15 protein-coding genes are annotated in these 12,906 nt (G+C 71.7%); 4 read left to right on the forward strand and 11 right to left on the reverse strand.

Translation table 11 applies throughout. The features are described from left to right. Positions 1–46: 46 nt before the first annotated feature. Positions 47–535: an FHA domain-containing protein FhaB/FipA gene (locus QWI33_RS12850; RefSeq protein WP_289957542.1), complete on the reverse strand. Its 489-nt coding sequence runs from the start codon at positions 533–535 to the stop codon at positions 47–49. A gap of 220 nt (positions 536–755) precedes the next feature. Next, positions 756–1,469: an FHA domain-containing protein gene (locus QWI33_RS12855; protein WP_270117843.1), complete on the reverse strand. Its 714-nt coding sequence runs from the start codon at positions 1,467–1,469 to the stop codon at positions 756–758. A gap of 239 nt (positions 1,470–1,708) precedes the next feature. On the opposite strand from QWI33_RS12855, the gene QWI33_RS12860 reads away from it, so the two are divergent. After that, the gene (locus QWI33_RS12860; protein ID WP_289957543.1) at positions 1,709–2,044 is read left to right on the forward strand and encodes a helix-turn-helix domain-containing protein; all 336 of its coding nucleotides are present in this window, start codon (positions 1,709–1,711) and stop codon (positions 2,042–2,044) included. A 101-nt stretch (positions 2,045–2,145) separates the two neighbouring features. On the opposite strand, the gene hisC is transcribed toward QWI33_RS12860, so the two are convergent. Further along, positions 2,146–3,201, reverse strand: coding sequence for a histidinol-phosphate transaminase (hisC, locus tag QWI33_RS12865; RefSeq protein ID WP_289957544.1), 1,056 nt, complete (start codon positions 3,199–3,201; stop codon positions 2,146–2,148). Further along, positions 3,198–4,085: an RDD family protein gene (locus tag QWI33_RS12870; RefSeq protein WP_289957545.1), complete on the reverse strand. Its 888-nt coding sequence runs from the start codon at positions 4,083–4,085 to the stop codon at positions 3,198–3,200. The genes hisC and QWI33_RS12870 overlap by 4 nt, the downstream gene beginning before the upstream one ends. A gap of 513 nt (positions 4,086–4,598) precedes the next feature. On the opposite strand from QWI33_RS12870, the gene QWI33_RS12875 reads away from it, so the two are divergent. Further along, complete coding sequence (locus QWI33_RS12875) at positions 4,599–5,390, forward strand: DUF4190 domain-containing protein (protein WP_289957546.1); 792 nt, start codon at positions 4,599–4,601, stop codon at positions 5,388–5,390. Between the two features lie 58 nt (positions 5,391–5,448). On the opposite strand, the gene QWI33_RS12880 is transcribed toward QWI33_RS12875, so the two are convergent. After that, a complete protein-coding gene (locus tag QWI33_RS12880; RefSeq protein WP_289957547.1) occupies positions 5,449–6,579 on the reverse strand; it encodes an N-acetylglucosamine-6-phosphate deacetylase in 1,131 nt (376 codons plus the stop codon). A gap of 167 nt (positions 6,580–6,746) precedes the next feature. Here QWI33_RS12880 and QWI33_RS12885 point away from each other — a divergent pair, with 167 nt between their 5' ends. Further along, entirely contained in the window at positions 6,747–7,532 is a 786-nt protein-coding gene (locus QWI33_RS12885) for a DeoR/GlpR family DNA-binding transcription regulator (protein ID WP_208498914.1), read from the forward strand. A gap of 46 nt (positions 7,533–7,578) precedes the next feature. Further along, on the forward strand, positions 7,579–8,166 hold the full coding sequence (locus QWI33_RS12890; protein WP_289957548.1) for a DUF1707 SHOCT-like domain-containing protein: 588 nt from the start codon (positions 7,579–7,581) through the stop codon (positions 8,164–8,166). Between the two features lie 63 nt (positions 8,167–8,229). On the opposite strand, the gene QWI33_RS12895 is transcribed toward QWI33_RS12890, so the two are convergent. From QWI33_RS12895 to folB, 6 genes are all read right to left on the reverse strand, one after another. After that, positions 8,230–8,559 (reverse strand): nucleoside triphosphate pyrophosphohydrolase family protein, encoded by a 330-nt coding sequence (locus QWI33_RS12895; RefSeq protein WP_289957549.1) that lies wholly within the window; start codon positions 8,557–8,559, stop codon positions 8,230–8,232. A 108-nt stretch (positions 8,560–8,667) separates the two neighbouring features. Beyond that, positions 8,668–9,954 carry an ABC transporter permease gene (locus QWI33_RS12900; protein WP_289957550.1) on the reverse strand — a complete coding sequence of 429 codons (1,287 nt, stop codon included), beginning with the start codon at positions 9,952–9,954 and terminating at the stop codon, positions 8,668–8,670. Positions 9,955–9,975: 21 nt separating this feature from the next. Then, complete coding sequence (locus QWI33_RS12905; protein ID WP_289957551.1) at positions 9,976–11,283, reverse strand: hypothetical protein; 1,308 nt, start codon at positions 11,281–11,283, stop codon at positions 9,976–9,978. Between the two features lie 68 nt (positions 11,284–11,351). After that, on the reverse strand, positions 11,352–11,924 hold the full coding sequence (locus QWI33_RS12910) for a DUF3180 family protein (protein ID WP_289957552.1): 573 nt from the start codon (positions 11,922–11,924) through the stop codon (positions 11,352–11,354). Continuing rightward, positions 11,921–12,442, reverse strand: coding sequence for a 2-amino-4-hydroxy-6-hydroxymethyldihydropteridine diphosphokinase (folK, locus tag QWI33_RS12915; RefSeq protein ID WP_289957553.1), 522 nt, complete (start codon positions 12,440–12,442; stop codon positions 11,921–11,923). The genes QWI33_RS12910 and folK overlap by 4 nt, the downstream gene beginning before the upstream one ends. Before the next feature lie 46 nt (positions 12,443–12,488). After that, entirely contained in the window at positions 12,489–12,854 is a 366-nt protein-coding gene (gene folB, locus QWI33_RS12920) for a dihydroneopterin aldolase (RefSeq protein WP_289957554.1), read from the reverse strand. Between the last annotated feature and the right edge of the window lie 52 nt (positions 12,855–12,906).

Genomic DNA, 12,906 nt, shown 5'->3' on the forward strand with positions numbered 1-12,906 from the left:
GCCCGCTGTTCGATGTCGACATCGCCGTCTCTCGTTCCTCGCGCTGCTAGGGACGCAGCTCGAAGGAGGAACGCCCGATCCGGATGGGCACCCCGAGCGGGACCGGCGTGGGTGCAGTGACTCTAGCGCGACCCAGGTAGGTGCCGTTCGTGGAGCCCATGTCCTCGACCACCCACTGCCCGTCCTGCGGGCGCACGCGGGCGTGCCGGTTGGAGGCGAAGTCGTCGCGGATGACGATCGTGGAGTCGGCGGCGCGACCGATCGAGATGGGCTGGCCGGAGAGCACGAACCGGCGGCCCTGGAGTTCACCGGTGGTCACGACCAGCCACTGCGCCGCATGCGCGGCCTGCGGCCTCGCACCGCGGCCGCCGGAGGCGGGCGGGGCCGAGACCGGGCCGGCGGCGCCGGGCCCGGCGGTCGCGGGACGGCGCTGGGCGAGGAGGTCCCGAGTGATCGTCCGGGCGGCGGCGAACACGAACAGCCACAGCAGCACGAGGAACCCGAACCGGGCGACGGTCTGGACTATCTCAGGCATCGGCGCTCCCAGCGAATGAACGATCGGTCCCAGACACGGTAGCCCACCGTGGCACGGATGCAGAGGCGAGCCGCCGGGCCGAGCCGGTCGTCCCACCCGCTACGGGCAAGGGGCCCAGAGCTTTCAAGAGGGCCCGCAACGGTTGCGGGCCCGGGCCGCAGCGGCCTGGGCAGCACGCAGCCCCGGCCGCCCGGACCGGGGCTTCACGTGGTCGCAGGCGCTAACCGGCCTGGAGCGTAAGAGAAGTAGTGCCGATCTGGATCACGTCGCCCGGCTGCATGCTCACGGTGGCGATCCGCTGGCCGTTGACCAGGGTGCCGTTCGTGGAGCCGAGGTCGGTGACCGAGACCTGGCGGCCGTCGAAGTCGACGCGCACGTGGCGGCGCGAGATCCCGACGTCGGGGAGGCGGATCTGGGCCTGCTCGCCGCGGCCGATCGTCGTAGCGCCGTGGGCCACGGTGAACTGGCGGCCGTCGGCCGTCACCAGGACCGGACCGGTGGGGGCCTGCTGCTGGGCGGGGCCGTAGCCGCCGCCGGAGACCGGCTGGTCCACGCCCTCGTTGAGGGCCGCGACCTCGGCGGTCACGCGGAACATGCCGGTGTCGAGGCCTTCGCCGCGCTCGATCTCGACGATCACGTCGCCGTAGACGGTCCAGCCGTTCTCGCCGATGAACTCGGCCTGGGACTGGGCCAGCTCCTGCGCCAGCGCCGCCGCGTACGGGGCGAGGCGGTCGTGGTCGGGCGGGGAGAGGTCGATGACGTAGCGGTTCGGCACCAGTACGCGCCCGCCGGCGAGGACCGCCTTGTGGGTCTCCGCCTCGCGCTGCATGGCGCTGGCGATCTCGACCGGGTGCACAACGCCCTTGAACATCTTGTTGAAGGTGCCCTCGAACAGGCCCTCCAGTTGTTTCTCCAAGCGTTGCAGAACGCTCACCGGTTCTCCTCCTCGTCAGACGCCATCCGGACCGTGACGCTCCCTTGAATAGCCGCGTCGTCTCCCGATGGTATCGGCTGGGTTCCAGCGACGGCGAGCGGTTGAGACGCAACCCTTCCCCGAGTCCGGTTCATATCGTCTGATCGGGTGAGTGCCCTGTCAGCCGGTAGTACCGAATGCCGGTAAGGCCAGGCAGGGTCGGGTGGCGGTCCGGGGTGAAGGCGCGTAGGGTGACGCGGGTGACAGATCGCGACTTCAGCTCATTCGTCCGGGACGTGCGCAAACGCGCCCACGTCGCGACGCGGGAGCTCTCCGACTCCGCCGGGGTCTCGAACCCCTACCTCCAGGGCGAGCGCGGCGTGCGCCGCCCCAGCGGCGCGGTCCTGCGGCAGCTGGCACTGGCGCTGCGGATGACCACCCCGATCATGTACCTGAGGGCCAACTTCACGCCCGAGAACGGCTCCGCGATGCCGCTGGCCATCGCCACCGACCGCGAGCTCACCTCGAAGCAGAAGCAGACGCTCGCCGAGATGTACGAGGCGTTCTGCAGCGAGAACGAGCGCTCGGCGAAGTAGACGGAGCCGGGCGCCGGTGGGGCGCCCGGTCTCTTCCGGAACCGTCGTATGCGGCACCGCTAACGGTGCCGCATTCTCCTTGCCGTGCAACGGTTCTCCGCTTACGCCTCGACGAACGCGCGCAGCGCCTCGAGCAGTGCGTCGTTCTCCTCGGGGAGACCGACTGTGACCCGGACGCCGTCGCCCGCGAAGGGCCGCACCAGGATCGAGCGCTGCTCGCAGTGCGCGGCGAACGCGACCGCGCGCTCACCCAGGGGCAGCCAGAAGAAGTTCGCCTGCGTGTCCGGCACGTCCGGCACCAGTTCCCTTGCGGCCATGGCCATGCGCTTGCGCTCCGAGGTCACCAGTGCGACCCGGCGGCGCATCTCGCCCTCGGCTTCGAGCGCCGCGAGCGCCGCCCGCTGCGCGGCCGCGTTGACCGCGAAGGGGATCACGCACCGGCTCACGGCGTCGGCCACCTCGGGCCGGGCCACCATGTAGCCCACGCGCAGGCCGGCCAGGCCCCAGGCTTTCGAGAAGGTGCGGAAGACGACCGCGTTCGGCCGATCCGCGTAGCGCTCGATCGCGTCCGGGCAGGCCGGGTCGGTCACGAACTCGCGGTAGGCTTCGTCGACCACGACGAGCACGTCCTCCGGGACCGAGGCGAAGACCCGGTCGAGCTCGTCGGCCGTGACGGCGGGGCCCGTGGGGTTGTTGGGGCTGCAGATCACGACGGCCCGCGTGTCGGGTCCGACCGCGGCGAGCATCGCGTCGATGTCGTGGCGGTGGTCGGGGGTGTTCGGCACCTGGACGCTCTTGAGCCCGGCGACGGTGGCCGCGATCGGGTAGGCCTCGAAGGAGCGCCACGAGTAGACGACCTCACTGCCGGGCTTGGCGATCGCCTGCATGAGGTGCCCGATGAGGGCGACCGAGCCGGTGCCGGTCACGATGCGCTCGACGGGCAGTCCGAGCCGCTCCGCGAGCACGCCGCGCAACCGCACGACGCCGAGGTCGGGGTAGCGGTGCACGTTCTCGGCGGCGTCGGTGATCGCCTCCACCACGCCGGGGAGCGGGCCGTACGGCACTTCGTTGCTGGAGAGTTTCACGGCGTCAGGGATCGCCTTGCCGGGAACGTAGCGGGGGATGGACGCGAGGTCTTCACGCAGAGGGTCGCTCATCGTGAGGGCTCCTTCTCAGTGTCGGCCTTCTCGCCGCCCACCTCGACGACGGCGGTGCCAGGGGATTTGTCGTGCAGGCATTGGCGGAAGGGTTGGTCTCGGATGCACCATATCCCGTCGAGGATCCACAGCACCGCGCCGAACGGGAAGCAGATCAGCGGCAGCGCGAAGTACGACCACCGCAGCAGCAGCCGGCCCCAGCCGAGGTCCACGGGCGCGAGCGAGACGACCTTGATCCCCATGAGCCGCTTGCCGATCGTCTGCCCGGTGTTGAGCGTCGCGGGGACCTCGTAGGCGAACCACAGGCCCAGGGCGATGAGCAGCACGACCCACAGCTGGTCGGAGAGGCGCGAGGGGACGGGGACGTCCCCGGGCTCCGCGGACGCGGCGACGTCCAGGAAGTAGGGCCAGAAGGTCTGCCACATCTGGTAGATGAAGTAGCCGTTCACCACGGCGTTGAGCACCAGCATGCAGAGGACGTCGACGATCCGGGCGACGAAGCGCTGGCCGGGGTGGGCCAGGACGCGGCCGCTGAGGATGCGGTGGATGTCGTGGCGGGTGATCCAGCCGACGGTGACGCCGAGGGAGCGGATCGGGACGGTGTCGGGCGGCTGCACCCCGCCGGGGACGCGCTGGATGATGCGCGGCGGGGGGCCGGAGCCGTAGCGGCCGTCGACGGGGAGCGTCTGCACCGGGGGGTCCGGCGTTGCCGCGTCCTTAATGGAGGTGGGGAGGGGTTCCGGTTCGGGGTCGACCGGTTCGGGTTCGGCGGGGGGCTCGGCGTCGGCGGGGACGGGTTTGCCGACCCAGGCGCCGCCGTCCCAGTAGCGTTGCGTGGCCGGGTCGGCGGGGTCCGGGTACCAGCCGGGTTCGATCGTGGTCATCGAGGCCATTCTTGCAGCCTCGCCTCGACATTCCCAGTCAGTTCGCCCACAGCGGCATCGCGGTGGGCCGGGACCGGGCTGCGGGCAACGACACGGCCCAGTCGGTTACTGCCTCGACTGGGCCGCTCGCAACGTACTGCACTTCCGACCGAGTTACCAAGCGTGGTGTCTTTATAGCGGTGACTGGCCCCATGGTGGCTGGTCCCGCTGTGCCTCCCGACGGCTCAGGTCGCACGTGGGTGCTCGGCGGCGGTGCACGAATCCTTCCGATCTGCGGAGAGCTTGTCCCCGGGAAGTCCTTCCGGATCCGTAACTCATTTCTACTCGTCTACTGACGGGTAGTAAACCCCTAACCCCAAAAAATCCGAGCAGAGTTCTCGAATGCCCGATCCGTCCGCGACCGGCGAGGCCTGCGGGACCACCGGTTCCCCTGAATCCCCACGGGACACGTGGGATGTGGTCTACCTTGCGGGACATCGGGGCCGAGCGCCCCCACCAGCCGAGGAGGCCGCCATGACGACGTACCCGCCGACCCCGGGGCCATCCGAACCCGAACCGCCCGAACCGGAACGGGGCGGCGAGACCGAGGACGGCGCGACCCCGTTCTCGGGGAACCAGCCGGGCCCCGAGCCGACGGGACCCGATCCGGGCTGGCACCCGCCCGGGGCCGACCCCGAAGGGGTCCCGCACCCGACGCACGAAACGGAGCCCGACAGGGCCCCGGATGAGACGAGGCCCGACCGATCGCAGTGGGAGACGCCGGAGAGGCCGTCCGGATCGACCCCGGGTGACACACCCGGGCCGCCCTCCGACCGGCCGTTCGGCGGCATCCCGCCCGCTCCCCCGCCGCCCGGCGCCGAACCCGGCGCATCGCCGCCAGGCGGGCCCGGAGCCACGCCGCCCGACCGGCCCGGCACGTCGCCGCCCGGCGGCGGGTACAGCCCGTACTCCGGCGGCGCGGTCCCGCCGCCGCCACCGCCGCCGCCGGCCTACAACGCCGAAGGGCCGCTGCGGGGCCAGGAGCCGCGCAACGGACTCGGGACGGCGGCCCTGATCTGCGGCATCATCGCGATCATCCTGTCGTTCATCCCCGTGCTCAACACCTTCACGTGGCCGCTCGGCGTCCTCGCGATCGTCTTCGGCGCAGTCGGCTGGAGCCGCGCGAACAAGGGCATCGCCACGAACAAGCCGTTCGCCATCACCGGCCTGGTGCTGGGGATCGCCTCGTTCTTCACGTTCTGCCTCATCTACGTCCTCATCGGCGCGGGCGGCGGGATGCAGTACGACGCGGCCCCGATGCTCTAGAGGCCTCGGCAAGACGCGGGCCGGGCGCATTCGCGCCCGGCCCGCCGTGTTCCGTGTGTCAGACCAGCAGCCCCGCCCCCCGCCCCCACACCCACAACAGCTTGTAGTACTCGTCGAGGACCACGGCGTCGGCGAGCTTCCCGGTCTCGATCGCGCCGACGTCACCCAGCCCCAGCAGCTCCGCGGGCGTCGCCGAGGCCATCTGCGAAGCGGCCTCGACCGACTGCCCGGCCAGGCGGACCGCGTTGCGGAACGCGTCCAGCAGCGTGATCGTCGAACCCGCGATGATGTCGGTCCCCGCCACGGTGGCGACGCCCCCGGCCACCTCGACCTCGTGGCGCCCCAGCATGTAGCGGCCGTCGTCCAGGCCCGCCGCGTCCATGGCGTCCGAGACCAGCAGCGTCCACGCCGGCAGCGACGTGTCGAACGCGAAGCGCATCGTGCCCGGGTGCAGGTGCACCGGGTCGGCGACGATCTCGGAGAAGATCCGCTCGTCGTCCAACAGCGCCGGGATCGGGCCCGGCTCGCGGTGGTTGAACGCGCGCATGGCGTTGAACAGGTGCGTGGCCGCCTGCGCGCCCGCGTCGATCCCGGCGACGGTCTGCTCCCAGCTCGCGTTCGTGTGCCCGATCGCGGGCACGACCCCGCGCTGGTCCAGGAACTCGATGGCCTCCAGCGCGCCCTCGAGCTCGGGGGCGATCGTCACCATCTTGACCGCGCCGGTCTTGCCGTCCAGCCGCCCGGCCTCGATCAGCTCCGTCAGCTCCGAGAGGTCCGGGTCGCGCAGCACCTCGACGCGGTGCGCGCCGCACTTCGCGGCCGAGATGTAGGGCCCCTCGAAGTGGACCCCGGCGAGCACGCCCTCCGCGACCAGCGGCTTGAGCGCCCTCGTCGCGTCGAGCAGGAACCCGTGCGTGGACGACACCAGCGAGGCGACCAGCGTGGTCGTCCCCCGCGAGGCGTGGAACGCCGCGGCCCCCCGGGCCGACTCCGGGTCCCCGTTCGCCAGCGAGAAGCCCCCGCCGCCGTGGCAGTGGACGTCCACGAACCCCGGCAGGACCCAGCCCGTGGGCTCGCCCTCCCGCTCAAGGACCCCTTCGAACCGGTCGCCGTCGACGATCAGGGTCCCGTTGACGATGCCGTCGGGAGTGACGATTCGGCCCACGGCCGGCAGCAAGACGCCGTCCACGGCGCTCCTTCCAATCGATCCGGCGTGTATGGGCCCACCCCGGTGCGGCACAATGATCGTGAGCGCACGAGCATGACTTGAGCATCGCTCGAGCGCCGAAAGACGTACAACGAACACTATCGCGCAGACCGCGGCCCGCCCGCCGCGATCCCGACCCGAGGAGCGACGTGGACCGCTATGCCCGGTGGAACACCCTGCTGGAGATCCTCGCAGAGACCGGACGCATCACAGTGGAGGAAGCGGCCGAACGGCTCGGCGTCTCCCAGGCCACCATCCGGCGCGACTTCGACCAGCTCTCCCAGCAGCAGATGATCACCCGCACCCGCGGCGGCGCCGTCGCGGGCGGCATCTCCTACGACCTCCCGCTGCGCTACAAGACCGCCCGCCACGTCGAGGAGAAGCACCGCATCGGCACCGCCGCGGCGGGCCTGGTCAGCCCCGGCCAGGTGATCGCCCTGAACGGCGGCACCACCATCACCGAGGTCGCGCGGGCCCTGGCGACCCGCACCGACCTGGTCGCGACCCCCGGCTCCACGGGCCTGACGATCGTCACCAACGCCCTCAACATCGCGAACGAGCTCATCGTCCGGCCCCATCTCAAAGTGGTCGTCGTCGGCGGCGTGGTCCGGCCCCAGTCCTACGAGCTCATCGGCCCGCTCGCCGCCCCGATCCTGCGCGAGATCACCCTCGACATCGCGTTCCTCGGCGTCGACGCCATCGACATGAAGCTCGGCGCCACCAGCCACCACGAAGGCGAAGCGGCGATCAACGCCCTCATGGCCGCCCGCGCGCGCAAAGTGGTGGTCATCGCCGACGGCTCCAAGATCGGCGGCCACGCCTTCGCGCGCATCTGCCCGACCGACCGCGTCCACACGCTCGTCACCGACGGCAACGCCCCGCCCGAGCAGCTGCGCGGCTTCGAAGAAGCGGGCATCCGCGTCATCGTCGTCTAGCCGCTAGGCTTGACGGGCCCACCGGCGCAAGCGAAGGTTACGAGCGATGGCGACCCCTGATCCGAACGTCCGCATCTCCCACGCCGAGCGCGAGGCCGTCATCGGCCTCCTGCACGCCGCTACCGAAGAGGGCCGCCTCGAACTCGACGAGTTCGCCGAGCGCTCCCGCAAGGTCTACGAGGCCAGGACCTTCGCCGAGGTCGAGCACCTCCTCGCCGACCTCCCCAAGACCGGCGGCGCGCTCGCCGTCCCCATCGCCCGCGCGGCAGACCCCGCGGTCCCGGACCTCGAGCTCACCCACGCCTACACGAGGGTGCGGAAAGAGGGCGCCTGGAAGGTCCCCGCGCGCATCACCGTCAGGCCCGAGTACGGCCGGACCGTGCTCGACTTCCGGCACGCCCGGTTCACGGGCCGCGAGACCGAGATCGCCCTCGACCTCCAGTACTCGGGACTGGAGATCATCCTTCCCAAGGGCGCCACCGCGATCGACGACAACGTCCAACTGCACGGGGGCCGCGTGGTCAACCGGAGCCTGGCGAAGGGCGACGGCCCGACCGTCCGCCTCACCGGCCGCATCCACTACGCCCGGGTCAGGATCCGCTACGAACGCCGCTTCCTCTGGCGGCGCTGGTAGTAGCGGCGCCGCAGCAGTAGCGCCCTCGCCGGCCGACCCGGGTCGTCCGACCTGACGTCGCGGTCAGCGGTCGTCGCCGCTGCCGCCGAGCACGCCCCGCCGCTGACGGTCGGCGAGCTTGGCGATGTTGTGCTTGGCGACATCGTCGAGCGACAGGTCGAAGTGGTCGGCGATGACGGCCAGGTACCAGAGCGTGTCGCCCAGTTCCTTCTTGACGTCCTCGGTGTCCCACTGCGAGAAGTCGCTGCCCTTGTCGCGGACGATCTTCTTCGCCTTCTCGGCGATCTCCCCCGTCTCGCCCACGAGCCCGAGCAGGAGGTGGAACAGCTCGTTCAACTTGTCTCGCGGCGCGGCGGTCCGCAGCGCCGCCTGCTGGTACTCGTCCATGTCCATGCCGCAACCCTATGAAGCACCGCCGCGGCGCCCTTCGCCGGTTCCGGCCCCGGGGCGAGAGCAGCGGCCGGCCGCCCTCCCGGGTGGCCGGCCGCTCGCCTCGTTCGATCAGCGCTGGTGGGCGTTCGCATCCGGGAGGGTCGGCTCGAACAGGCCGGTGCCCTCCGGGCCGTTCGACGTGGGCTCGAAGGGGCGCATCTCCTGCGTGTAGACGCCCTCGTCCGGGTCGACCGCGTCCTTCGGCTGGCCGAGGCGGTCGAGCGCGAACGACACGAAGACGGCGACGAACAGGATGCCGACGTCGATCAGCGGCGCGTAGTCATCCTGCCAGGAAGCCTCTCCGGCCGCGGTCATGTCGTGGTTCCAGAGGACCATCCCGGCCCACACCGCGAGGACCGCGAGCACCGTGCCGAGCACGCCGCCGCGGCGGCCCCACAGGCTCGTGCCGCCCAGCAGCGCCGCGACGAACGCGAGGAGCTGCAGGTCGACGCCGGCCGAGCCGAACCCGTACGGGCCGAATCCCAGCGAGGTCGGCTCCGTGGTCGGCGCAAGCGTGTAGGCGAACATCAGGAAGCCCGCGCCCGCCGCGAGCAGCATCGACAGGACCGTGCCGCCCAGGAGCAGGAACACTGCGCCCGCGCCGCGCTCGCCGCCGTCGGCCATCCGCTTCACCGCACTGAAGCCGTCGCGCACACCGGGAACGAGGCCGATGAGCCCGCCCGCCACCGCGAGCACGGCCGCACCGGCGAACACGTACACCCCGTTCGGCGGGTCCCACATCGCGACCGAGTCCGCCACGCGCGACTCCGACAGCCGCTCGAGCGCCTGCGCCGAGGCCATGAACGCGGCCGCCAATGCGAGACCGGCGAACCACGGGGGGACGCGGAAGACCGCCACGAGCAGCACGTAGACCAGTGCGGCCACGACGGCCGCCGCCGCGACGAATCCGGCGTGGACCCACAGGTTCGCGTCGACCGGCCCGGCGATCCATCCGACCGTGATCGCGACCGCCGGAACCGCGAGGTTCACCGCGCCGAGCCGCAGCGAGAGCCCGATCGCCAAGGCCGCCAACAGGACCGGGGTCAGGTAGAGGGCGTGCGGGTCAAGGGCGTCCACCAGGGTCCCGAACTCGTCGCCGAAGAGGGCGTCCTCGTCCCGGTAGACCATGAACAGCGCGTTCAAGGTCAGGAGCAGCAGGATCGCTTCCCAGATGAACTGGAAGAGGACCCGGTCGCGGGTCGCCGCCGGCTCGGCGGGCGCCGCGGCTTCGGGCCCCTGGCCGGCGAACGGGTCGACCGGACCGCCGTCGCCGGTGGTCGGCATCGGCGGCGGCGTGAACTCGAGCTGGCGGGTCTGGTCGAGGGCGTCGTCGCGTTCTGGGGGGATGTAGGTCATGCGTGCATCCTTTGTGGGAGGTCAGCGGCCGTGGCGCGGCGTGCCGAAGCCGTCGCGGGGGGTGTCGCGCAGGTCGTCGAAGACGCCGGAGGCGCCGAAGGGGTCGGCGGTCGCGCCCTGCTTGGGGATGCCCCCGGTGGTGCGGATGCCGCCGGTGTTCGTCCACGGGTCGCCGCCGGACCCGAGTCCCGCGAAGTCCTCGTCGTACTGGTCGAAGGCGTCGGTGCGCTCGCGCTCGGCGGGCGGGTCGTCCTCGCGGAGGTCCTCGATGGACCCGGCGCGGCGCGTGGAGGCCGCCTCCGCCTCGTCCGCGGCGTTCATGACCTCGACCAGACGGGTCACCAGGAACCCGGCGACGATGGCGCCCAACGCGATCCAACTCGGGTCGAACGACCAGCCGCGCCCCTCGGCCAGCCACATCAGGCCGAGCACGAGCGCGGCGGCGAACGCGGTGCCGCACACGCCGCCGCGGCGGCCCATGAGGCTGGTGCCGCCGACCAGCGCCGCACCGAGGGCGACCACGGTGAGCAGGATCGGGTCCGGCAGCGCGGCCGCGCCGCCGTCGGGGACGGCGGTCCAGGCCGCGACCACACCGGCGGCGCCGGCGAGGGTCGAGGAGAGGAGGACGCCGAAGAAGACGAGTCCGCCTCTGCCGTGCCGCTCCCCCGCCGGGGTCTCGCGGATGGGCGCGAGGCGGGCGCGGACACCGCCGAACGCGCCGACGAGACCGAGGAACAGGGAGACGCCGATCGCGGCGCCGAGCGCGGCGAGCACGCCCGTGGACGGGAGTTCGGCGAGCATGAACGCCGAAGGGTCGCCGGCGGAGCCGGCCCAGAGGCCGATCGCGCCGCCGACCGCGCCGCTCGCGGCCCAGCCGGGAACGCGGAGCCAGGCCGTGAGGGTCGCGAGGACGATGCCGATGAACGCCGCGACGCCGAGGCCGACGCCCAGCGCCATGGCCGAACCGGAACCGGAGGCGTCGACGAACATCCACGCGGCGATGAGGGCGATGGGGCCCACTGCCAGGTTGACCGCGCCGATGCGCAGGGAGACGGCCATCGCGGTGGCCAGCATGGTCAGGGGTGCCAGGGCCGCGAAGAAGCCGGTCCAGGAGCCTTCGGCGAAGGGGCCGCCGCCGGACTGGGTGAGGGCGAACACGACGCCGCCCGCCAGGAGCAGGAGGCCGATCTCCCAGACCAGGTGGACGGCCATGCGGTCGGAGGGAGTCTCGTCGTCGCCCGACGGCGCCGACTTCCCTGCGTCAGTTCTGATCAGCGTGGTCGAGTCGTCGTTTCGACCCGTGCTTTCACTGCGGGAGTCAAACTTCATGGGGCGCACCTCTAAACGCGCGTACATATGGGGGGATATGGGGGGATGGGTCGAGCTGTCGGGGTCGGTCAGGGACGGGTCGGCTCGCGGGAGCCGTCGCCGGGCTGCTCGTCGTCCTGCGGGGGGATGCGGCAGGAGTGCTCGAGCCAGAGCGCGGCCGCAGTGAGCGCAGCGCACGCGACAGTGCCGAGGACCCCTGAGGGCAGGTCTTCGGCAGCGGCGGTCAGGCGCCCGGACTGGACCGCGAGCCACACGGTGAATCCCAGGTAGGCGCCGAAGAAGGCGGCACCGGCGATCGCGGCGGCCTTGGCCAGCACCGCGAAGCGGGCGATCTGGAGCGCGTGCTCCGGACCCTCCAGCCTGCCGGGCGCGCGGGACGGCAGGCCGTCCGCACTCACCGCCTGCGCCCGCTTTCGGCTGGGGCGCAGGGTCTGCCGCGTGGTCCAGGCCATCCACGCCAGCAGAGCCGCCAGCGCGAACAGGACCAGGGAGTTGTACCAGGCGAGGTCGGGGGCCTGCTGGTAGTAGCGGGCGACGAGCAGCAGTGTCAGTGCCGCCCCGACCAGTCCGACCACCGCGAGGGTGGACGGCGCGGTCGGCTTCAGACTCGGTCGGGGACCGTGCTCGTCGTCACTTCTCATAATGGCTTCGACCATATCGGGTGGAGCCTGCGGAGTGCACGCGCGTCCGCCGCCACGGACTCGTCGCGTAGCAGCTCCCTCACCCGGCCGCGTCCGGGCAGCTCCGCTTCGCGGTCGATCGCGAACCACGGGACCAGCACGAACGCCCGCTGGTGGGCGAGCGGGTGGGGCAGGGTGAGGCGGGGCTCGTCGGAGAGGACGGGCGCGCCGTCGTCCCCGGTGACGGCGATGAGGTCCACATCGAGCGTGCGCGGACCGTAGGGGCGCTCGGGGTCGCGGACGCGCCCGGCCTCGGCCTCGAGGCGCTGGCCGAGGGCGAGCCAGTCCTCGGCGCTGCGTTCGGGGTCGGAGGCGATGACGGCGATGTTGTAGTAGGTGGGCTGGTCGTCGTCGCCGCCCCAGGGCGGGGTCTCGTAGACCTCGGAGACGGCGTCGGGGTTCACGGCTTCGATGGCGGCGGTGAGGGCGGCCTGGCGGTCGCCGAGGTTGGATCCCATGCTGAAGACGACGCGGGTCATCTGCCGCCTCCTTCTCGACGAGGCCTGCGCGGCTGGCTGCGAGTGGTCACTTGGCGGGCCTTTCGATGGTGACGGAGACGTCGGCGAAGTGCTGGGCGATGGGGGCCTGCGGCTTGTGGACGGTGACGACGGCCGATCGGACGCGGTCGATGGCGAGGCAGGCGTCGGCGAGGCGTTCGGCGAGGGTCTCGATGAGGTTGACGGGTTCGCCCGCGACGATGTCGGCGAGGGTGTCGGCGAGGGTGCCGTAATCGACGGTGTGGGCGAGGTCGTCGCTGGCGGCCGCTTCGGCGGTCGAGGTGCGCAGGGAGACGTCGATGATGAAGTCCTGCCCCGCTTCCCGCTCGTGGTCGAACACGCCGTGGCGCCCGTGCACCCGCAGGCCGGTCAAGGTGATCAGGTCGGTGTCCACGCGCCGAGCCTACTCGAACGGACGGGTGGGTCGAGGAAGGACGATCGGGAGG

Source organism: Glycomyces tritici (genome assembly GCF_030403505.1).

Bases quoted from the DNA above. Each gene is read 5' to 3' on its own strand.
- QWI33_RS12850 (WP_289957542.1), bottom strand. From the start codon at position 535: ATGCCTGAGATAGTCCAGACCGTCGCCCGGTTCGGGTTCCTCGTGCTG.
- hisC (WP_289957544.1), bottom strand. From the start codon at position 3,201: ATGAGCGACCCTCTGCGTGAAGACCTCGCGTCCATCCCCCGCTACGTT.
- QWI33_RS12870 (WP_289957545.1), bottom strand. From the start codon at position 4,085: ATGACCACGATCGAACCCGGCTGGTACCCGGACCCCGCCGACCCGGCC.
- QWI33_RS12875 (WP_289957546.1), top strand. From the start codon at position 4,599: ATGACGACGTACCCGCCGACCCCGGGGCCATCCGAACCCGAACCGCCC.
- QWI33_RS12890 (WP_289957548.1), top strand. From the start codon at position 7,579: ATGGCGACCCCTGATCCGAACGTCCGCATCTCCCACGCCGAGCGCGAG.
- QWI33_RS12895 (WP_289957549.1), bottom strand. From the start codon at position 8,559: ATGGACATGGACGAGTACCAGCAGGCGGCGCTGCGGACCGCCGCGCCG.
- QWI33_RS12900 (WP_289957550.1), bottom strand. From the start codon at position 9,954: ATGACCTACATCCCCCCAGAACGCGACGACGCCCTCGACCAGACCCGC.
- QWI33_RS12905 (WP_289957551.1), bottom strand. From the start codon at position 11,283: ATGAAGTTTGACTCCCGCAGTGAAAGCACGGGTCGAAACGACGACTCG.
- QWI33_RS12910 (WP_289957552.1), bottom strand. From the start codon at position 11,924: ATGAGAAGTGACGACGAGCACGGTCCCCGACCGAGTCTGAAGCCGACC.
- folK (WP_289957553.1), bottom strand. From the start codon at position 12,442: ATGACCCGCGTCGTCTTCAGCATGGGATCCAACCTCGGCGACCGCCAG.